We start from the raw sequence: 20,825 nt of genomic DNA, 5'->3' as shown, positions 1-20,825 counted from the left end.
TCAAGGGCCTAGGGGAGGAGACCCAGTATGATCAAAACAAAACGCCACGTCCTGACGCTCGCAACACTTCTGGTAAGTGTCAGCTTCGCGCCGAGCGCGGTTCTTGCCGACGGCAAGGCCATCGCCGGCATCGTCTTCCAGCAGGACCAGTACTTCCGCGGCATCCAGATCGGGATGGAGAAGGCGGCGGAAGCCGCCGGCGACGAACTGCTCGCCGGAAACAGCGACAGCAAGCTCGAAAAGGAAGCGCAGCTGATCGACACCTATATCGCCCGCGGCGTCAACTCGATCGTGGTCGCGCCGCTGTCGGCCGACGCTTCGGTTCCCGCGCTCAAGAAGGCACGCGATGCCGGCATCACCGTGGTCACCTACGGCACGTCTGCCAATGGTGACGTTGCCCAGGCGACGGTGACCAGTTCAGACCGCGATATCGGCATCGGCACAGGCGAGGCGGCTGCTCCGTTTCTGAAAACCCTCGGGAATGGCGAGAAGGTCAAGATCGGGACACTCGCTTTCAAGGCGCTGTTGCCTGAGCAGTCGAACGCTCGCGTCGACGGCTTCCTTCACGTGGTGTCCTCCCAGGTCGAGATCGTCGCGCAACAGGATGCCTGGCTGGCCGAGAAGGCGCTGGCCGTTGCCAGCGACATGCTGACCGCCAACCCGGATATCAAGGTGATCTATGCCGCCAACGAAGGCGGCACGATCGGCGCGGTCCAGGCGGTGAAGAAGGCCGGGCTTGAGGGCAAAGTGTTCGTTTTCGGCACCGATGGTTCCGAGCAGCTCGCCAACATGCTTCTCGACAAGGACAACGTGCTCCAGGCAACGACGGCGCAGCAGCCTCTAGAGGTCGGCAAGCAGGCGATCGAGGCAGCGCAGAAACTGCTCGAAGGCAAGACGTTCGAGACCAAGGTCAATGTTCCCGTCCTTCCCTTGACGCGCGCAAATGCCGACGGGGTCGCCGCCTACAAGGAAGGCCTGAAGGCTCTGAAGTAAGGTTGCGTGGCAGGGCCACTCGGCCCTGCCACCATTTTCTGCGCCAACCGGGAACCACCGATGACCTACTCTCAGCCCCGGACAGATACCGCCCAAGGGCGGCTCGAGTTCCGATCCGTCACAAAGCGTTACGGCCCGACGGTTGCCCTGTCGGAGTTTACCCATGATTTTACCCCAGGGCGGGTTCATGCCCTGATGGGAAAGAATGGCTCGGGTAAATCGACGCTGATCAAGCTTCTTGCCGGCGTGACCGAACCCACGTCGGGTACGATCAGCGTCAACGGAAGAGACCAGAGCTTTACTTCGCCGCACGACGCGTTTGATGCTGGCATCGTCACGGTGCATCAGGAACTGTCGCTCGTTCCCGAACTGTCCGTCGGCGAGAACATTTTTCTCGGTCGCCTGCCGCACACCAGGCGCGCGGGCTTGCGTGTCGTCGATTGGAAGGGTTTGCACAAGCGCGCGACCGAGCTTCTGTCCGACATGGGGCTCTCGATCGATTCCCGCCAGCCGGTCTCGGGCCTCAGCGTCGGGCAACAGCAGGTCGTCGAGATCGTCAAGGCGATGTCCTTCAACCCATCGATCCTGCTGCTCGACGAACCCACATCGGCGCTCGCCTCGAAAGAGGTCAAGCAGCTTTTCGCGCTGATCGAGCGATTGCGGGCACGCGGCGTGACGATGATCTACATCACGCACCGCATGAGCGAGCTTTTCGAGATCGCCGACACCTGCACCGTCATTCGCGACGGCCACTATATCGGTGCCGTCGAGATGTCCGTGACCTCGCCCGCCGAGATCGTCGGCATGATGTTTGGCGACGCCGCCCGCACGAAACGGCCGCCGCGCCAGGTGATCGACAGGCTCAAGCCGCTGCTCGAAGTGCGCGGCCTGACCCGTGCAGGACACTTCAACGACGTCTCCTTCGACCTTTATCGCGGCGAGATACTCGGGATCGCCGGCCTGCTGGGCTCGGGCCGGACCGAGCTGATGCGCGCAATCTTTGGCGCCGACCGCATCGATGCCGGCACGGTGCACCTTGCCGGGCAATCGATGACGGGCGCCACGCCGCGCCAGATGCGCGCCGCCGGTCTTGGCTATACGCCGGAGAACCGCAAGGAGGTCGGTCTCGTGCAATCGCTGCCGACGGCCGACAATCTCTGCATGGCAAGTCTCGGCCCCATTGCGCGAAACGGACTGATCTCCCGTCGCCGCGAACAGCCACATGTCGATCGGCAGATCGCCGATTTGCATATCAAGTGCGGCGATCCGGAATTGCCGGTGTCTTCCCTGTCGGGCGGCAACCAGCAGAAGGTGGTGATCGGCAAGTGGCTGAACAGGGCTCCCTCGGTGATGTTCTTCGATGAGCCGAGCCGCGGCGTCGACGTCCAGGCCAAGCGACAGATCTTCGACATCATCTGGCACAAAGCCTCGGACGGCCTGGCAAGCATCTTCGTTTCGACCGAACTCGAGGAGGTCCTCGAAGTGGCAGACCGCATTCTCGTGATGCACCACGGTAATGTGGTGGCGGAGGTGGATCCCACTAGGACCGATCTTACCCAACTCTACGGCCTATGCATGGAAGGGGCCTCCCAATGACACTTGTCAGCCAACAAACAGCTGAAGGCGGCGGACAGAACGTCTCGCTGCGTCTCCTCAAGACCTATCCGATGGAGATTATCCTCGCGGGTCTGGTCCTGTTCCTCATCCTGATGGCGCCGGGCTTTGCCTCGACCGCCAATATCCTCAACGTGCTGCGAACCGTGGCGATGCTGGGGATCATCGCCTTCGGCATGACGGCCGTGATCATTTCGGGCGAGATCGATCTTTCTGTTGGCGCCGGGGTCGCACTGGCGGGATGCATCGTTGCCTGGTTCGCCGACGCCTACACGGACGCAATCGGCGGCTGGAACGCCGTTATCCTCGGCTTTGCCGTAGCGCTTACCGTCGGCTTTTCGCTTGGTTACCTCACCGGCCGCTTCCGGCAGTGGTTCAACGTCCCGACTTTCATTACCACGCTCGCGCTCTTTGCCGCGCTTCGCGGTGTTGCGAACCTGATTACCGGCGGCTTTCCGTTGTCGACCTTTCCGGCCGGCTTCGATTTCCTCGGTGGCGGCTACCTCTTCGGCATTCCCTTCCCGGTCTATATTTTCGTGCTCACCTTCGCGGCCATGCACTTCCTGATGAAATACACCAGCTTCGGCCGCGAGGTTTATGCCGTCGGTGGCAACATGGAGGCGGCTCGGCTCTCGGGTATCGACATCTGGAAGGTCAAGGCGCTGACGCTCGGCCTCACCGGCGCACTGACGGCGATTTCGGGCACGCTGATCGCCTCGCAGATCGGAGCCGGTACCGGCACGACCGCCACCGGCATGGAGCTTGACGTAATTGCGGCCGTCATCATCGGCGGCACCTCGCTGTTCGGCGGCAAGGGCCGCATCTGGGGAACGTTGATCGGTGTGTTGTTCCTTGGCTGCATCTCCAACGGCATGACCCTGATGAACGTCAGCGAGTACTGGCAGTACGTCGTGCGTGGCGGGATCATCCTTGGCGCCGTGCTTCTCAATCAAGTCCTGGAACGTGTGCGTTAGGGAATTCGGAGCCGATCATGACTGAATTTGCAGGAAAAGTAGCGCTGGTTACCGGAACCTCCGGTATCGGGCTGGCATCGGCCATAAGGCTTGCCACGGCCGGCGCCAAGGTCTTGGCTTGCGGCAACGATGCCGCGGCCAACCAGACGTTCGACCGGATCGCACAGGAGCGTGGCCTGGCAATGGCCTCACGATTGGTCGATGTGTCGGTCGAGGCAGATGTGGCGGCTGCCGTCGCGGCGGTTGTGTCGCGCCATGGTGGTCTTGATATCGTCGTCAACGCCGCCGCCTTTCATCCCTTCGGCACCGTGCTCGACACCAGCTTCGAGACTTGGAACCGGTGCTTGTCCGTCAATGTCGGTTCGATCTACCTGACGGGGCGCTTCGCCATCCCCGAGATGACCAAGCGCGGCGGTGGGGCGATCGTCAACATTTCCTCGGTCCAGGGCCATAGCTGTCAGCAGAATGTCGCCGCCTATGTCGCCACCAAGGGCGCCATCCATGCGCTGACCCGCGCGATGGCGCTCGATCATGCCGACCTCAAGGTGCGGGTGAATTCAGTCAGCCCCGGTTCCGTCCGCACTCCGCTCCTGTCGCTGGCCGCGCGCACCTATGGCGGCGAGGGCGTCAGCGAGGAGGAAGCCTTCGCCCGCTTCGGCGCCGCTCATCCGATCGGCCGCATCGGCGAGCCGGAGGAAGTCGCGGACCTCGTCGCCTATCTCGCATCCGATCGTGCCGGTTTTATCACCGGATCGGACTTCCGCATCGACGGCGGGCTCACCGCCGGCATCGGCGTGAAATAATCGCACAGGGAAAGAACAAGATGAAAATCGGCCTTGGCCTCTATCGTGAACAGCTCACGCCCGACAACTACCGCTTCGCGCTCCAGTCCGGCGCGACCCACATCGTCGCGCATCTGACCAACTATTTCGCCGGCAAGGATCCGAAGATCGACAGCGGCGACAACGGCGGATGGGGCGATTGCTCCACCGACCGCCTTTGGACCTATGAGGAGCTGTCGGCTCTGGTTCAGGACGTGCGGGCAGGCGGGCTCGAACTTGCCGCCATCGAGAATTTTTCGCCACGCTTCTGGCACGACATCCTGCTCGACGGACCGGAGCGCGATGCGCAGATCGACGCGCTGAAGCAACTGATCCGCGATGCCGGGCGCGCGGGCGTTCCCTGCATCGGCTACAATTTCTCGCTCGCCGGCGTTTACGGCTGGACCCGTGGCCCCTATGCCCGCGGCGGTGCTGAATCCGTCGGCTTCGGCGTTGAAGATGTGCCGGGCGCCGTGCCCGACCCGGACGCGCCCATCCCCGACGGCATGGTCTGGAACATGCGGTATCGCCGCGGTGTGCCCGGCGCCAAACCGGTATCGGTCAGCAACGCCGAGATCTGGGATCGCCTCTCGCGTTTTCTGAAGGATGTGGTTCCGGTCGCCGAGGAAGCCGGTGTCATGCTCGGTGCTCATCCCGACGATCCGCCGGCCGAGGCGCTGCGTGGCACGGCGCGCCTCGTCAACCGGCCGGAAAAGTACGATCGGTTGATGTCGATCGTCGATTCCCCGTCGAACGGGCTGGAGTTGTGCCTGGGCTCGCTTCAGGAAATGCCCGGCGGCGATATCTACGAACATGTCCGCCGGTTCGCGCGCTCGGGCCGCATCGGCTACATCCACTTCCGCAATGTGAAGGGCAAGATGCCGCGCTACGTCGAAACCTTCGTCGACGAAGGCGATATCGACATGGCCGAAATCGTGCGCATCCTGCGCGATGAAAACTATCAGGGCGTGATGATCCCCGACCATACGCCGGCAATGACCTGTGCTGCCTCTTGGCATGCGGGCAAGGCCTTTGCGCTTGGGTACATGCGCGCGTTGGTGCAGAACGCCCATGCCCTCGGACCGTCGCGGTCGCTTGTCCACGATCTCGCGGCTGAATAGGAGGCGCGGATGGTGAGGTCGGTTACCTGTGTTGCCCCGGTCGGCGACAAATGCGGCGAGGGCGCCGTCTGGTCGGCATCCGAGCAGGCGCTCTACTGGAGCGACGTCAATCGATTTCTCGTCCATCGGTATGATGAGGCGAGCGGTTCGGTCCGCTTTTGGATATTCGACGAGCCGGTGGTGGCGGTCTCCCTCACCGACGAGCCAGGGCGGTTGCTTCTGGCGCTAGCCTCAAAACTCGTCTGGTGGTGGCCGGAAACCGACCGGCGCGAGGATCACGGCTTCCGCTTGCCCGGATATCCGCGCGTGCGCCTGAACGACGGTCGTCCCGACCCGGCGGGAAACTTCTGGGTCGGGTCGATGAAGAACAATGTTCTGCCCGACGGCGAGCTTGGCGAGACGGCAGAAGGCGAGGGCATCCTCTACCGCATCGCGCCTGATGGAACGGTGAGCGAGTGGCGGCATGGGCTCGGCATCTCCAACACGCTTTGCTGGAGTCCCGATGGCAGCACCTTCTATTTCGGTGATACGCTCGCCAACGAGATCTACGCCTTCGATTACGCAATAGCGGACTGTTCGATCTCGAACGAACGGACATTCCTTGCTGACTTCTCCCGCGGTTCACCTGACGGCTCGGCGATCGATAGCGATGGCTATCTCTGGAACTGCCGTTTCGGCGGCGGCTGCATCGCGCGCATATCGCCTGAGGGTTCCGTGGCGGAGATCATCGAAATGCCGGTCACCAATATCACGACCTGCACCTTCGGCGGTGCCGACCTGAAGACGCTCTATGTCACGACGGCCAGTATCCTCTCAAAGCCCGGGGAACGGCTCGCCGGCAGCCTTTATGCCCTGACGGTCGACACCCCCGGACTGGCGGAGAACCGTTTTGGCGGGGCGGCATCGAGATGACTGAGACGACAAGGCGCGGCCTGGCCTGGGCGCATGGATGCCTGGCGGTGCAATCCCTGGGCGGCATGCTGGGGCCGGTCACTTTCCTTTTGCCTGATGGACGACAGGTAAGCCCGCTGCATGTCGCACCCTGGGGTTCGGATCCCGACAGAACGACGCTGCCGCCGATCCTGCAGGAATTGCGCGGCGAATGGCCCTGCGTGCCCTTCGGCAGCGACGGCTCGCGCCCGCTGCCGAAAGGCTGGTCGGACGCTGGCGAGACCTTCGCTGGAGCGGATGTGCCGCACGGCCACGGCTCGAACGCACATTGGAGTTGGGGCGACTGCGACGAGCGGCAGATCGTCCTGACGTGCAGCTATCCGGACGGCCATCCCGTGCGCCAATTGCGCCGGCGCATCGTGCCGGACCCGCGGGCCGCCGCCGTCGACATCACGCTCGAGATCGAGGTGCGGCGACCCTGCAGGCTGCCGATCGGCCTGCACCCCACCTTCCGCCTGTCACCCCGGCCCGGATCGGTCAGGCTCGAGCCCGGAGCCTATGGCGAGGTTCGCAGTTTTCCCGGCGACGTGGAGCCGGTGGCGACGCTGTTTGCGCCGGGCGGACGATGGTCGAAGCTTGAGAGCGTCGACGCCCGCGATGGCGCCACCATCGATGCGGCGTCCGTTCCGCTTGACCAGAATGCCGAGGAACTGCTGCAGCTGGTCGGCATCGATGGCGCGATCGCCTTGCACTACCGTGACGAGGGGTTTCGTGCCCGCCTTGAATGGCAGAAAGAGCATTTCCCAAGCCTGTTGCTCTGGTACAGCAATCGCGGCCGCAAGGCCTATCCATGGGATGGGGAACATCTCGCCCTTGGCGTTGAGCCGGTTTGCTCGGCCTTCGATTTCGGCCCGGCGGTCTCGTCAGCCGACAACCCCTTGGCATCGCCAGCCGCGCCCACGTCACTGCCCTTCTATCCCGATCAGCCGTTCGTCACGCGCTACCGGATCTCGGTCGAGGCCGCACCCATGGGGTGAAGCCATCATGGGGTGAAGCCATATCTCGCGGGCGATCTGGTGTATCGGGCTGAACCACTCCGGGCATGCCTGCCCAGCGGGCTTATTTTTTCCGGCAGGTGCAAGGGTCGTAGCCGTTGGCAAACAGCCGTCCGGCCCGCATGCCGATCATGGTCGGAATGTCGCGGACCTGCGAAATGCCCAGAGACCCGGCAATCGCAATCGCTGCCTCGGCACAGATCGCCGCGTCCTCGGCAGCGTTGTGATGTGCGAAGGTCAAGCCGAGATGACCGGCCAGGATGTTTAACTTGTGCGATCCGAGATGCGGCCAGACCTTTTGCGCCATCTTCACCGAGCAGAGATAGGACAGTTCCGGATAATCCTGCCGGTAGAGATCGAGACAGGAGCGCCAGACGCTGAAGTCGAAGGCCGCATTGTGGGCGATCATGGTGGCGCCGCGAAAGTCGTCGGCGAATTCGTCCATGACTTCGGGAAACTCGCCTGCGTCCTCCACATGCTCCGGGCGGATGCCGTGGATTGCGATGTTGAAGGAGGAGAAGCGCATGGTCTTCGGACGGATGAGCCGCTCCTCGATCCGCACGACCCGGCCATCCTCGACCCAGGCCAGACCGACCGAACAGGCGCTGCCGCGCTGCTCGTTGGCGGTTTCGAAATCAATGGCGATGGTCTTCAACGTGGTGTCCCGACTGGTCTTGCGCGGCAAGGGTAAAGCCCTACAGCATCCTTCGCGCGCCCTTTGCACGCAGGAAGTATGCTGTAGCGGTGTGCGGGCGATTCGGCAAAGAGTGCAAAGGGTTCCGGTCAGTCGACCTGGCGCTCGCGACAGCTGTGATCCTGCGCGAATACCACTTGCGTTTCCCGTCAGCGTAGGAGAATCTCCGGATCAGGACAAAACAGGCTTAGGTCGCTGCCGGATACCCCAGGCTGCAACGGCAGCCCCCAAGTGGAGAAAACCATGCCCACCAGATTTCTTACGGCGATTGCAGTCACGGCGCTTCTGGCGATCTCAGGATGCGCGACCAGTGGCTCCGGCAACACGACCTACGCGCAATCACAAGGGGTCGACCCCGATATCGATCCTACCGGCACCGGCGATGAAACCATGGACGCCGACTAGCCGGCTACTACCGCATGTTTCGTTAAATCGTATTCGCTTTGGAGCAATTCAAAGTCCTACAGCGACCTTTGCACGTTTAAAAAGACGCGCGGCGCTGCAGAATGTCTCCAGTTTAGACTGAGTGGCAGAAACGCTCTACCTCCTTGTTCTTAGACGTTCCTGTCTAAGAGTCGCTTCGCACTTTTTCCTGGAAGTGCTGTAGCACCCTACCTTGTCCGCTTCCCTTCGCCAGTTTCTCGTGGAGGGGGCGGGCGAGTATCGATGCCGCAATGCTTGTCCAGGCCTGAAGAGAGCGCTCCGCTGCAGGGCATGCCGATGAGGCCGGCCGTTCCGCGCCGGGAAATAGCAAATTCTAAACATCCCCCGAACAGGTGCAGAACGGTTCGGGTGCGGAACATGTCCTACGGTCGCTGCCTAACCAATTGGGAGAGGAACATTTCTCTCGTCTCGATTTCCCCACATTGAAGGCTTGATGTAAGGCGATGGACAAAACCGGTATCGCCTTCCTCATCCTTATCTGCGTGCTCGTCGCAATCGCGCTGAGCATTCTCGCCATCAGGCCGGGCGCCGACGTCGCTCCGCCCCCGAGCCCGACAATCGTTCCCAGCAATTAGCGAAACGAAGGCGACGCCCCACGACCCTTGCCGCCAGTTTCGCCTTGTCTACGATGCTAAAGCTCAAGGCTTGTTGCCCGCCTGTCGGTCGCGGAACGCCGCTTCGCCCGCGTCCGACACTTCGACCCATTTCTTGTCGGGCGCGGCATCTGCGACGTAACTGTCGTTCCAGTTCCACCACTTGTAGGTTGGCGTCTGCGGATAGCCTTGCGGTGAATCCTCCCAGACCTCCTGCCGGCCCAACGGTGTGATGTCGAGGTAGTTCCAGGTGCTCCCCATCTGTTCGTCGCCGCGGTTGTTGATGAAGTAGGTGCGGAACACGCGCTCGCCGTCGCGATAGAACACGTTGGTACCGTGCCATTCGGCCACGCCGAAGTCGGCATCGAAATCGTCGGTGATGGTGAACCACGGTATCTCCCAGCCCATGCGCGCCTTGAGCCGCGCGATGTCCGCCTGCGGCGCGCGCGAAACGAAGACGAGCGTGGTGTCGCGGGCGTTGAGGTGGGCGACGTGGGCAACCTGGTCGGCGACCATGGAGCAACCTCTGCAGCCATGATCGGGCCAGCCGAACACGCCCGGTTCGAAGAAGGCGCGATAGACGATCAACTGGCGCCGGCCGGCAAACAGGTCGGTCAGGCTGGCTCTGCCCGAAGGGCCGTCGAAGGCATAGGTCTTTTCAACGGCCATCCATGGCATTCGCCGACGCTCGGCGGCCAGTGCGTCGCGGGCGCGGGTCTGGGCTTTCTCCTTCACCAGCAGTTGCTGGCGGGCTTCTTCCCAGGCTTGTGGAGATACGACCGGTGGTGTCTGCATGGCGGGGTGTCCGCCTTTTTCCGCTGATGTCGTCATGGCGCTTGAAACCTCCTCGTTGGCACGGGCGACTTCGCCCAAGATTGTGCGCTGTTGCTCAGGAGGTAGTTTCGCACCGAAGCCGAAACGATGGGAGTAACAAGTATGACGGCATTCCGGTCGCCGTCGTGCCGGGCATCACGACGGCGACCGGAGCGCCTCACCCGGCGCGGTTCAATCGGCCTTGTCGAGTTCAGGTGCCAGCAGCGCAAAGAGCACATCCAGCATCACATACATCGGCGCGCGGCCGGTGGGCACGATGAGGGGCCCCGCGGATGTGCGGTAGGCATTGAGATTGATGTTTTCGTCAGCAAGCGAGGCGACGATGGAGCCGCCGGGAGAGATGGCGACGACGCGGGCGCCCGACTTCTTGGCGATCTCGATGTTGGAAATCAGGTAGCTCGTGCGGCCTGAGAAGGAGAGGACGAACAGCACATCTGAGGGGGAGAGGCGCGCAGCCGAGACCATCTGCAAGGTCGGATCGGAATAGGCGACGCTCGCGATCCCGAGAGAGGCCATGCGATGCTGCGCTTCGCCTGCCAGAAAGCCGGATCCACCATAGCCATAGACGTCGATCCGGCGCGCCTTCGCCAGAAGGTCCACGGCGCGACGCAGGGAATCGAGGTCGAGGTCATGCCGCGCCTCGCGCAAGGCTTCTGCTGCGCGGTTGAATATGTCGTCCACCATACCGGAGAAAGGATCGGTCCCGCTTTCGGCCACGGCTGCCGTGGACTGGCGAACGGCAAGCTGCTGGGCGAGCTTCAGACGGAAATCCGGAAAGCCATCGCAATCGAGCCTGCGGCAGAAGCGGATGATCGACGGCTCGCTGACCTTGGCGACGCGCGCCGCATCCGTTATCGACCAGGTGATCGCCGTGCTCGGCGTGTCGAGGATCGCTTCCGCGATCCTGCGCTCGGCGGGCGTGAACTGGGACAGGGATTGCCTGATCAGATCCAGCATGGGACCCATCGTATTGGCAGCTTGAGTGCACGTGTCATAAAGCGTCTTTCGCAATTGGACTACAACTTGCCATCTGCCATCAGCTTCGACAGGCAGGACGATTGATAGTCAAAACCGGCCTGCGCGACAACGAGCCTTTTCACCGCTCCAAGCGCTTGTTCGCTCGGCTCGATGCGCTGCCCGTTTGCGTCTTGAGCGATAATCTGGCCGGAGGCTGCGGCAACCAGCTGAAGGCCGGCTGCAATGTCCCAGGCGCTGAACTTGGACTCATAGGCGATGGCGACCCGCCCGACCGCTACATAGGCGAGGTGGAGCGCGCAGGAACCCAGCCGCCGAACGGCGCGAAACGAGGTGACGAGATCGGCATAGGCCTCGAGTGCCGCCAGATCGGGCCGCTCGCCCTCATAGGGGGCGTTGCTCAGCAGTTCGACGTGACGGTCGCTACTTGCGCGCGAGAAGGGCGAGACGATGTCGCCGTTCAGCGTCAGACGCCCGGCATTCGCCATGAACAGCTCTTCCCGCATCGGATCGTAGACGATACCGCAGACCGGCTCACCGGCATGGTAGGCGGCGATCGAGACACAGAAGAACGGCAGGCCGGAAGCGAAATTGCTGGTGCCGTCGATCGGGTCGATGATCCAGGTCGTCTCGCCTTCACCTTGCCAGCCGCTTTCCTCGCCGAGGATGCGCGATTGCGGCAGACGCGACCAGATGATGTCGCAGGCCGCCGCCTCCGCCGCCTTGTCGCAGGCCGTCACGATGTCGAAGAAGCCTGCCTTCTGCTCGGTCTGCAGGTTCTCGGGGCTTGCTTCGATGAAGCCCTTGCGCGCCACGGCACCTGCTGCAAGCGCGGCCTCCCTGGCAACGCTTACGATCGTCTCGTGGAGATCGCGGAGGATGGGTTGATTGATGGTCATGCGGCTTTTCCCAATTCGGCGGCTTCATTGTTCGGCAGGATCCAGACCGGCCGAGTGTCGACCGACAGGCCCAGCATCTGGCCGACTTCGGCCACGCCCGTGCGGTAATAATTGCTGTCGAGGAAGACGCATTCCTGGCCGCCCTCCAGATCGGTCAGGTATTCGACATATGCGCCCTGGAACACCACGCGGCGCACCTTTGCCTGCGTCGCGCCGTTGGCGTCGACACGGATATGTTCCGGTCGCACGACGCAGCGCACCTGTTCGCCCGGCTTGAAGGCACGGTTGCCGCGCGGCAGCGTGAAGGCGACCGTGGAGGCAATGCGGATCGACACCGTGGATTCATCCGTCGTTTCGACGCTGCCTATCAGGATGTTTGCTTTTCCCATGAATTCGGCGACGAAGCCGGTGCCGGGACGCGAGTAGACGTTGAGCGGCGTGTCGTCCTGTTCGATGACGCCGTTGCGCATCACCACGACCCGGTCCGAAATCGCCATGGCCTCGCTCTGGTCGTGGGTGACGTAGAGGCTGGTGATGCCGAGGCGAAGCTGGATGGCGCGCAATTCGTCGCGCATGCGTTCGCGAAGCTGCGCGTCGAGGTTGGAGAGCGGTTCGTCGAACAGCAGCACTTTCGGCTGGGTCACGACGGCACGCGCAAGCGCCACGCGCTGCTGCTGGCCGCCCGAGAGACGTGACGGCGAGCGGTCGGCGTAGGTTTCGAGCGCCATCGTCGCAAGAACGGAGGAGACCCGATCCTTCATCTCATGCCGCGGCAGGTTGAGAAGACGCACGCCGTATTCGACGTTTTCGCGTACCGTCATGTGCGGGAAGAGGGCGTAGCTCTGGAACACCATGCCGACATTACGCGCGTTGACGGGGACATTGGTAACGTCGCGTCCGCCGATGGTGATGGTGCCCTCCGAGGGCGTCTCGAAACCGGCAAGCATGCGAAGAGTCGTCGTCTTGCCGCAGCCCGAGGGGCCGAGCAACGTCACCAGCGTACCTTCTTCGATGACGAGGTTGAGACGGTCGACCGCAAGGCCCGCGGCCGTACCGGAAGCACCGGGGAAACGCTTGGAAATATTGGAGAAGATGACTTTCGACATGGGATTACCTCTTGGGCGATGTCGACGACAGGAGAAGCTGCATGAGCGCCAGGATGGCGAGCACGACGAAGACGAGGATGCTGCAGTAAGCCGCTGCGACGCCGATCTTGAGCGTTTCCACCTGCGACAGGATCGTGACCGTGATCAGCGTCCAGTTGGCCGAAACCAGGAAGATCACCGCGCTCAGTGTCGTCAGCGACCGCGTGAAGGCATAGGAAAGTGACGTGAACAGCGCCGGCTTGAGCAGTGGCAACGTGATCTGGAAGAATGTCCGCGTATTGGACGCGCCGAGCGTCATCGAGGCTTCCTCGATCGACTTGTCGATCTGGCGAAGCTGGTTCGAGCCTGCCTCGATACCGACCTGAAGGTTCTTCACCACCATGGCGGCAACCACGATGAAGGCGGTTCCGGTCAGGAGCAGCGGCGGCGCGTTGAAGGTGCTGACATAGCCGATGCCGAGGATGGTGCCCGGTGCGGCGAAGGAAAGGAGCGTGCCCCAGCGCAGCAGGAAGCTGCCGGGAAACGCCTTCCTGACCAGCAGATAGGCGATCAGCATGCCTGCAATGGCCGTCACAGGCGTGGCGACGCCGGCCAGCAGCAAGGAGTTGGCGAGCGTCTGGAAGCCAGCGGTGAACACCGTTGCGTAGTGGTCGGTCGTCAGCGTGTTGTCGATGCCCGGCAGGCGGGTGAAGGAGACGTAGATGACTGTCAGATAGAACAGCAGGATGGCAAACACGATGGCGTAGCAGAGGATCGAAAGCGGCAGCACCACGGCCATGCCGGAAATGCGGATCGTCTGAGCCGTCGGCTTTCCGGTTACGGTCACGTAGCTTCGCTTACTGACCCAGTAGCGGTGGATAAGGAAGGCTGTGATCGAGGGAACCAGCATGAGGCTTGCGAGCAGCGCGCCGGAATGCAGGTCGAAGTAGCCGACCATCTGCGAATAGGCTTCGACCGCGAGTGTGTTGAAGTTGCCGCCGATCAGCATCGGGTTGCCGAAATCCTCGACCGATTTGACGAAGACCAGCAATCCCGAGCTCAGGATCGCCGGCGTGACGAGCGGCAGCGTCACCCGTGAAAAGGTGATCCAGCGTGAGGCGCCGAGCGAGGCGGAAGCATCTTCAAGCGCGCTGTCGATCGATTGCAGCATGCCGCGGATATTGAGATAGGCGATCGGCGTGAAGGCGAGCGACTGGATCAAGACCAGACTGTGAAAGCCGTAGACGTTTGCGTTGCGTATGCCGAGCAGTTCGCGGGTGATGAGGCCCGAGCGCCCGAACAGGATCACCACGGCGAGCGCCATGACGAAGGGTGGAGAGATGATCGGCAGCAGCGCCACGCCGTGCACGAAGGTCTTGCCGGGCATGGTCGTGCGTGTTGCCGAGAAGGCAAGCACGAAGCCGATCACGGTGGCGATCACTGCTGAAGTCGCGCCGAGCAGCAGCGTGTTGAACAACGATTCCCAGACAAAGGATTTCGACAGGACGTCGGCGAGATCGAAGCCGCGGTCGGTGATCACAGCCTGCTTCAGAACGGTGAAGATCGGCAAGGCGGCGAAGACGAGCACCGAGAGCGTGACGACGGCGAAAATGCCGAACAACCAGGGATCGACGACGATCTTGCGCAGGAAGGCCGGCGATGCCCCCGTCCGCCCGGACGGGGTCGCTTGCGAGACGAGGGTCATGGCGGGGCTCCTTGCCGGCGTTACTTTGCGTCAGCCTTGTGGCGCACGTCGTTTTCATAGCGCTCCAGGAGGCGCGCGCGATTTTCGCCGGCCCAGCTGAAGTTGTAGTCGATCATCTTCACGTTGGAGAGGTCGATCTTGGCTTCGGGATTCTTGTAGCCCGGCACGATCGGCCCGCGGAATGTTGCGCCGATGGCGGCCTGGCCCTTCTCGGTGAGCACCCAGTCGAGGAAGCTGGCGGCGGCCTTCGACTGCTCCTCGGATGCGTTGGCGATTGCCGCTGCCGCATTCACCTCGAAGCCGGTGCCCTCTTCGGGAAACGCGTAGCCGACGGGATAACCCTGCGCGAGTGCGGCCTCGATATCCTGCGTATAGGCCATGGCAAGCGCGATCTCGTTGTTGGCGACCATGCGGGATGGCGCGACGCCGGAGCGCGTGTACTGAACCACGTTTTCGTCGACTTTCTTCATCAGCTCGAAGGCCGGGTCCTCGCCGAAAAGCTGGACCATCGAGGCAAGAGCCACGTAGGCCGTTCCCGAGGATGCGGGGTGGGCAAGGGCGACGCTCTGCTTGAAGGCCGGGTCGGCAAAGGATTTCCAGCTTGTCGGCGGCTTGGCGCCGGTCTCGTCGAGAACCGTCTGGCTGTAGGCAAAGACGATCGGCGAGATCGAGATGGGGGTCCAGCGGCCTTCCTTGTCGGTGTAGCGCTGGTCTACCTTGTCGATGCCGGCGTTCTTGTGCGGCGCGAGCAGGCCCTCGTTGGCGGCCTGGATAAAGTTGTCGGCCGCACCTGCCAGCCAGAGCCCAGCCTGGGGATTGCTCTTTTCCGCGCGGATGCGGGCGAGGATTTCGCCGGCGCCGATGCGCACGAACTGTGCTTCGATGCCGCTATCGTCCTTGAATGCCTTCAGCACGGAGGCGCAATCGTCTTCCGACATCGGGCAATAGACGGTCATTCCGGCAGCATAGGCACTGCCGGTCGAGAAAACTGAGCATAGGGAAACAAGCGCTGAAGCCAGCGCGAAACGGCGTGACATATTGATTTCCTCCAGACGATCGCATCGGCCTCTCCCGAGAACCCTGCCTGGGCCTTCGTGGTCTCACTCGCCGTGCGTCCTCATCGTGATAATGAACAAATCTACATATGTCAAAAGAAATGTAGATTAGCTACATTTGTAGCCGAACATGAAGCCGAGGATAGAGAATTTCCGGCAAACAGGTTGTTCGGTCCGCGTGTCGTCGAAGAGCCATACGCGCCGCGCCGACGGCCCTATCACCATGCGTAGAACGCCAGACCAATGGCGACGGCGAAGGTGAGGGCTGCAAACAACAGGTTCAGCGTCGATTGGTACTTGCTGAAACTGTGGGCGGCGCGACAGCCCGTAAGCGCGCCAAGGGCTCCGCCGCCGATGAAGGAGAGAGCGAGTGGCCAGTCGACCAGACCGGAGAAGGTGTAGCTTGCCCCGGTTGTAAGGCCGAAAGCGGTAATGGCAACCAGCGACGTGGCGATTGCGTTGATCGTCGGCATGCCGGTTGAAACCATCAGGCCCGGAACGATCAGGAACCCGCCGCCGATCCCGAAGAAGCCTGAGATGATGCCGGTTCCGGCGCCAAAGGAGAGCACCTTCGGTGCGTTTCTTGGTGTGCAGCTCGACGCCGGATCGCCAACCATGTGGCGCCGCCGCAACATGGTCACGCTGACGACGGCCATCAGTGCCGCGAACAACAGCAAGAGCCGCTGGCCATCCAGCGCCTTGCCGAGTGCTGCGCCGATCCAGGCGCCGCCGATGCCGGTGACGCAGTACATTGCCGCGCAGCGCCATTTCACCGTCCCGTGCCGCGCATGCATTGCCAGTCCCGAAAGCGCATTGGCTGCGACTGCGACGGCGCTCGTGCCGATCGCCACATGCACGTTGCTCACCCCGACGACTTGGACGAGCAGGGGCACGGCGAGAATGGAGCCGCCGCCGCCGAACAGTCCGAGGCTGAAGCCGACGAGACCGCCACTCAAGGCTGCCAGAATGTATTGGACGAGGTCTAGCGTCATCATTTGGCGCCGGGCTGGGGGGCGAACCGCGTCGCCCGAGATGCACCGAAGCCGGAAGATGGCCGGGACACGGAACGTGCCCGCGAACGGGGCGCCGTCAGGACCATGCGGCACCTTGCAGGGCGTCGATGGGGAATCTCAGGTAGCGCCGGCCGTTTTCCTCCGGGTCGGGAAGCCGGCCGCCGTTGATATTGACCTGCAGGGCATGGAGGATGAGCTTGGGCATCGGCAGCGTTCGGTCCCGTCCCTCGCGGAACGCGACGAACTCGCTTTCGCAGACATAGCGTGTCAAATGGATGTTGTCCGCCTTCTGCAGTGCAACAGTGCTTTCCCAGCGCGGTTCGCGTCCACCAGGCTGATAGTCATGGCCGACGAAGATACGGGTATCGTCCGGCAGGGCCATGATGTCGCGGATGCTCGCCCACAGCGCGTTGGCGCTGCCGCCGGGGAAATCGGTGCGCGCGGTTCCGCTGTCCGGCATGAACACCGTGTCGTGCACGAAGGCAGCGTCCCCGATGAGGTAAGTGATCGATGCCAGCGTGTGTCCCGGCGAAAACATCACCTCGGCCTCGAGACTGCCGATCCGAAACGTATCGCCACGATCAAACAGCCGGTCCCATTGCGATCCGTCCGTTTTCAGGCCTGGCCAATTGTAGATGTCGGCCCACAATTTCTGGACCTTGACGATGTGCGTACCGATGGCCGTGGGCGCGCCGGTTTTTGCCTTCAGATAGGCGGCGGCGGAAAAGTGGTCGGCATGCGGATGGGTATCCAGGATCCACTGGACGTCCAGGTCCTGCGCTCGCGCGAAGTCGAGCAGCCGGTCGGCATTGCCTGTCGCTATCGCGCCGGATTTCTCGTCGAAGTCGAGCACCGGATCGATGATCGCACAGGCCCGCGTTTTCGGGTCGCTGACCACATACTGCACGGACCAGGTTCGCGGGTCGAAGAAAGCCGCAATGTCAGGCCTCGCCATGCCTCAGGCCTCCGCTGCAAGCGCTGCACGCGGGAAGAAGATGGCGCGCGCCGGGTCGAAATCGTAGTGTTGCTCGTAGCTGGCTGCGTCGGCGGCAAGCTTGGCGACGGCGTCGAGGATGAACGCCACCTCTTCGTCGGCGAGCAGGACGCTGAAGTTCAACCGGACAAAACCCGGCTTCAGCATTTCCTGTCCGGCAAGGATGGCGTCGCGCAGGCGTTGCGATTCCTCGTCATCGATGCCGAGCAGCCGGTGCACATAGGGACCGGCACAGGCGCAGCCACCGCGCGCCTGAATGCCGAAGCGATCGCTGAGCATGCGGGTGACGAGCTGCTGGTGGACATGGCCGCCCTTGCCGTCCTTGACGCGGAAGGAAAAGATCGGCAGCCGCTGTGGCCCGAGAGGACCGAGCAATTCCAGCCGCTCGATGCCTTGCCATGCGGCGATAGCGCGACGGGTCAGCTCGGCGTTTCTGGTCTGCATTGCCTCGGCACCGATCGCTTCCTTGACGAGGAAAGCGAGTCCGGCGCGGATATCGCCGACGACGTTCGGCGTGCCGGCCTCCTCGCGCGCCTCGAGGCTATTGCTGTAGTCGTGACCGGTGGGCGAAACGAATTTGACGGTGCCGCCGCCGGGCCAGGATGGCTTGGCGGTGACAGCCGCGTCACGCCGCAGGACCAGAATGCCTGACGTACCGGGGCCACCGATGAACTTGTGCGGCGAGATGACCACCGCGTCAATCGCAGCAGCGCCCTCGGGCGACATGTCGATCGGCAGGTAGGGTCCAGCACCGGCATAGTCCCACACCATCTTTGCGCCTGCCGCCTTCGCGATCCGGGTGACGGCCGCAACATCGGTGACGATGCCCGTGACATTGGAAGCGGCGGAAAAGGCGCAAACGACGAGATCGGCCGGTTGCTTCAGCGCTTCGTCGAGTGCAGCGAGATCCGGCCCACCAGCCGGACACTCGGCGATCTCGACCACCTCGGCACCGCTTTCGCGCCAGGGCAGGATATTGGAGTGGTGTTCATAGGGCCCGATTAGGATGCGCACGCGCCGACCGGTGGCGACCGCCTCGGTAACACCCAGCAGGCTCACCAGCCGATTGATGCCGGCGGTGGCGCCGGAGCCGGCGAAAATGACGGCGTGTTCAGGTCCGGCGCCGCAGCAGGCGGCGATCACAGCACGCGCGTCGCGGCGCAACCTGGTCATCGAGCCGCCGCAGTAGGACGCCTCGGTGTGGCTGTTGGCATAATAGGGCAGGACCTGTTCGAGGATGAAATGCTCGATCTGCATCAATGCCCGGCCCGATGCGACATAGTCGGCATAGACGAGGTTCTTGACGCCGAAGGGACCGTCGATCTTTGCAGTCTTGCCGACAAGCCCAGCCCGCAGGTCAGCGATTGCGTTGTCGCCGGCAAGGCTTTCTCGAAATGCTTCGAGCGGGCCGGTAAGATAGGGCTGGCGTGGGCACGGCGTCGTCATCGTTTCCTCCCGGAGTCGGACAGACGATAAGTCTAATCGATCGGTTGCATGCAAACCTCATCATTCTTATGCTTCTGCGAGTCAAAATCGGGTCATGTGATCGCTGAAATGGAAAAGATTGACGAAATTGATATGCGGATCCTGTCCTGCCTGCGAAAGGACGGCACGATTTCGCAGCGTGATCTGGCCGACCGAGTCGGACTGTCGCAGAACGCCTGCTGGCGGCGCCTGCAACGGTTGAACGCCAGCGGGCTTGTGCTTGGTACCCATGCCGCAATCGACGTCGCAGCGCTCGGCTTCGACCTTACCGTGTTCGTGATGATCCGCACCCGCCATCATTCCAAGGAATGGGCCGACAACTTCCGCAAGCATGTCGAGCGTCTGCCGGAGGTGACGGACCTCTACCGGATCGGCGGCGACTGGGACTATCTGATCAAGGTGGTGACGCGTGGCATGGCTGGCTATGACGCCTTCTACCAGAAGCTCATCACCGATTTCGACCTGATGACGGTCACCGGCTTCTTTTCGATGGAAACCATCATCAGCAACCGCATGCCCGACCTGCGCGGCCTGATGCGGTAGCGTGCACTTGATGTTCCAGGGATGCCGTTGCGCTGCGCGCCCTACCAGCCGACAACGCGCGGTCACCTGTTATCGGCCGGTACCGCCGCGGCAAGGAAGGTGTCGAGTACCGGATTCTGGTCCGAACTGCGCCACGCAAGGCCGGTTTCCACCTCCGGTACGCTGCCGGCCAGCGGCAGATAGGTTGCCCCGCGCCGCTGAAGATTGGTCATCGATTGCGGCACCAGCGCCACCCCCAGCCCGGATGCGACCAGACCGACGATCGTCTGCATCTGGATGGCTTCCTGATAGGCGGTGAACGCCAGCCCATGTTCGGCGAAATATCCCGAGACGATATCGTGAAAAGCCGGTGCCGCCCGCCGTGGAAAAACGATGAATGGCGCCTTGAAGAAGTCGGCTGGCTCCAGGATTTTTCCAGCAAACCCCTTTCGTCCTTCGTTGATCCAGGCCGTCGGCACCGCGGCAACCAGCGGTTCCCGCAGCAAAGCCTGGTAGGAAAGGGCAGGATGAAGCGACGCTTGGCTGGGGGCAATGATCAGCCCGACATCGATTTCTTCGTCGAGCAACGCCTCGATTTGGATATCGCTGGTGGCTTCGCGCATCGTCAGTTCCACATGCGGATAGGCCGCGCGATAGCGGCTGACCATGTCGGGCAGAACGCTATAGTCGGCTGTGCTGACGAAGGACAAACGCAGGTGGCCGATCTCGCCGCGTGACAGCCTTTTTGCGGTGTCGGCAAGGCCGTTCGCCCCGTCAAGCACCTGGCGGACATGGGCGAGCCATTGCCTGCCGACAGATGTCAGTTCCACGTTCCGCTTGGTGCGCTTGAACAGCTGTACCTTCAGCTCCCCCTCCAGTGCCTGTATCGATTGGCTGAGCGGCGGCTGGGTCATGTTGAGGCGAGCGGCCGCATGGCCGAAATGCAGCTCTTCGGCGACGGCGACGAATTGGCGAAGTTGCCTCAAATCCATGATGCATTCCGATTGATATGTTCTACGACTTATTTGTGCGAAAAAAGTATATTTCACAGGCCTGCT

21 protein-coding genes are annotated in these 20,825 nt (G+C 62.5%); 10 read left to right on the top strand and 11 right to left on the bottom strand.

Translation table 11 applies throughout. From position 1 onward, the window contains the following. The first annotated feature begins 27 nt into the window (after positions 1–27). From ASD00_RS16970 to ASD00_RS16940, 7 genes are read left to right on the top strand one after another with little or no spacing between them, the layout of a single operon-like run. Entirely contained in the window at positions 28–993 is a 966-nt protein-coding gene (locus tag ASD00_RS16970; RefSeq protein WP_025429553.1) for a substrate-binding domain-containing protein, read from the top strand. A 60-nt stretch (positions 994–1,053) separates the two neighbouring features. Beyond that, positions 1,054–2,589: a sugar ABC transporter ATP-binding protein gene (locus tag ASD00_RS16965; RefSeq protein ID WP_057207647.1), complete on the top strand. Its 1,536-nt coding sequence runs from the start codon at positions 1,054–1,056 to the stop codon at positions 2,587–2,589. Beyond that, positions 2,586–3,581 (top strand): ABC transporter permease, encoded by a 996-nt coding sequence (locus ASD00_RS16960; RefSeq protein WP_057207646.1) that lies wholly within the window; start codon positions 2,586–2,588, stop codon positions 3,579–3,581. The genes ASD00_RS16965 and ASD00_RS16960 overlap by 4 nt, the downstream gene beginning before the upstream one ends. A 17-nt stretch (positions 3,582–3,598) precedes the next feature. Further along, positions 3,599–4,384: an SDR family oxidoreductase gene (locus ASD00_RS16955; protein WP_057207645.1), complete on the top strand. Its 786-nt coding sequence runs from the start codon at positions 3,599–3,601 to the stop codon at positions 4,382–4,384. A 20-nt stretch (positions 4,385–4,404) separates the two neighbouring features. Further along, positions 4,405–5,523: a mannonate dehydratase gene (locus ASD00_RS16950; protein WP_057207644.1), complete on the top strand. Its 1,119-nt coding sequence runs from the start codon at positions 4,405–4,407 to the stop codon at positions 5,521–5,523. A gap of 9 nt (positions 5,524–5,532) precedes the next feature. After that, entirely contained in the window at positions 5,533–6,435 is a 903-nt protein-coding gene (locus ASD00_RS16945) for an SMP-30/gluconolactonase/LRE family protein (protein WP_057207643.1), read from the top strand. Then, positions 6,432–7,451, top strand: coding sequence for a hypothetical protein (locus ASD00_RS16940; RefSeq protein ID WP_057207642.1), 1,020 nt, complete (start codon positions 6,432–6,434; stop codon positions 7,449–7,451). The genes ASD00_RS16945 and ASD00_RS16940 overlap by 4 nt, the downstream gene beginning before the upstream one ends. A gap of 82 nt (positions 7,452–7,533) precedes the next feature. Here ASD00_RS16940 and ASD00_RS16935 read toward each other — a convergent pair whose 3' ends face one another. After that, positions 7,534–8,124, bottom strand: a complete 591-nt coding sequence (locus tag ASD00_RS16935; protein WP_057207667.1) for a 3'-5' exonuclease — start codon at positions 8,122–8,124, stop codon at positions 7,534–7,536. A 282-nt stretch (positions 8,125–8,406) separates the two neighbouring features. On the opposite strand from ASD00_RS16935, the gene ASD00_RS40955 reads away from it, so the two are divergent. Next, the gene (locus ASD00_RS40955) at positions 8,407–8,568 is read left to right on the top strand and encodes a hypothetical protein (protein WP_164474919.1); all 162 of its coding nucleotides are present in this window, start codon (positions 8,407–8,409) and stop codon (positions 8,566–8,568) included. Positions 8,569–9,050: 482 nt separating this feature from the next. Next, positions 9,051–9,182 carry a hypothetical protein gene (locus tag ASD00_RS42315; RefSeq protein WP_272953725.1) on the top strand — a complete coding sequence of 44 codons (132 nt, stop codon included), beginning with the start codon at positions 9,051–9,053 and terminating at the stop codon, positions 9,180–9,182. 63 nt (positions 9,183–9,245) lie between these two features. Here ASD00_RS42315 and ASD00_RS16930 read toward each other — a convergent pair whose 3' ends face one another. The 9 genes from ASD00_RS16930 to ASD00_RS16890 all read right to left on the bottom strand — a co-directional run bounded on the left by ASD00_RS16930 (position 9,246) and on the right by ASD00_RS16890 (position 19,206). Beyond that, a complete protein-coding gene (locus ASD00_RS16930) occupies positions 9,246–10,031 on the bottom strand; it encodes a thioredoxin family protein (RefSeq protein WP_057207666.1) in 786 nt (261 codons plus the stop codon). Between the two features lie 174 nt (positions 10,032–10,205). Then, entirely contained in the window at positions 10,206–10,991 is a 786-nt protein-coding gene (locus ASD00_RS16925; protein ID WP_057207641.1) for a MurR/RpiR family transcriptional regulator, read from the bottom strand. A gap of 59 nt (positions 10,992–11,050) precedes the next feature. Beyond that, positions 11,051–11,908: an inositol monophosphatase gene (locus ASD00_RS16920; RefSeq protein ID WP_057207640.1), complete on the bottom strand. Its 858-nt coding sequence runs from the start codon at positions 11,906–11,908 to the stop codon at positions 11,051–11,053. Further along, the gene (locus ASD00_RS16915; RefSeq protein WP_057207639.1) at positions 11,905–13,014 is read right to left on the bottom strand and encodes an ABC transporter ATP-binding protein; all 1,110 of its coding nucleotides are present in this window, start codon (positions 13,012–13,014) and stop codon (positions 11,905–11,907) included. The genes ASD00_RS16920 and ASD00_RS16915 overlap by 4 nt, the downstream gene beginning before the upstream one ends. Before the next feature lie 4 nt (positions 13,015–13,018). Beyond that, entirely contained in the window at positions 13,019–14,698 is a 1,680-nt protein-coding gene (locus tag ASD00_RS16910; protein WP_063963282.1) for an iron ABC transporter permease, read from the bottom strand. Between the two features lie 20 nt (positions 14,699–14,718). Next, on the bottom strand, positions 14,719–15,735 hold the full coding sequence (locus ASD00_RS16905; RefSeq protein ID WP_057207638.1) for an ABC transporter substrate-binding protein: 1,017 nt from the start codon (positions 15,733–15,735) through the stop codon (positions 14,719–14,721). 236 nt (positions 15,736–15,971) lie between these two features. Further along, complete coding sequence (locus tag ASD00_RS16900) at positions 15,972–16,745, bottom strand: sulfite exporter TauE/SafE family protein (RefSeq protein ID WP_025429540.1); 774 nt, start codon at positions 16,743–16,745, stop codon at positions 15,972–15,974. 97 nt (positions 16,746–16,842) lie between these two features. Further along, the gene (locus ASD00_RS16895) at positions 16,843–17,664 is read right to left on the bottom strand and encodes an MBL fold metallo-hydrolase (RefSeq protein ID WP_244496073.1); all 822 of its coding nucleotides are present in this window, start codon (positions 17,662–17,664) and stop codon (positions 16,843–16,845) included. A gap of 60 nt (positions 17,665–17,724) precedes the next feature. Then, a complete protein-coding gene (locus ASD00_RS16890) occupies positions 17,725–19,206 on the bottom strand; it encodes an aminotransferase class V-fold PLP-dependent enzyme (protein ID WP_057207636.1) in 1,482 nt (493 codons plus the stop codon). Between the two features lie 108 nt (positions 19,207–19,314). Between ASD00_RS16890 and ASD00_RS16885 the strand changes: the two genes are divergently transcribed. Beyond that, positions 19,315–19,788 (top strand): Lrp/AsnC family transcriptional regulator, encoded by a 474-nt coding sequence (locus ASD00_RS16885; protein ID WP_057207635.1) that lies wholly within the window; start codon positions 19,315–19,317, stop codon positions 19,786–19,788. 62 nt (positions 19,789–19,850) lie between these two features. On the opposite strand, the gene ASD00_RS16880 is transcribed toward ASD00_RS16885, so the two are convergent. Further along, complete coding sequence (locus ASD00_RS16880) at positions 19,851–20,759, bottom strand: LysR family transcriptional regulator (RefSeq protein ID WP_057207634.1); 909 nt, start codon at positions 20,757–20,759, stop codon at positions 19,851–19,853. Positions 20,760–20,825 lie beyond the last annotated feature (66 nt).

The organism is Ensifer sp. Root31, assembly GCF_001424825.1.
GTDB lineage: Bacteria > Pseudomonadota > Alphaproteobacteria > Rhizobiales > Rhizobiaceae > Ensifer > Ensifer canadensis.
Note: the sequence above shows the minus strand (reverse complement) of the source record. Positions and strands in the feature narration are given on the sequence as shown.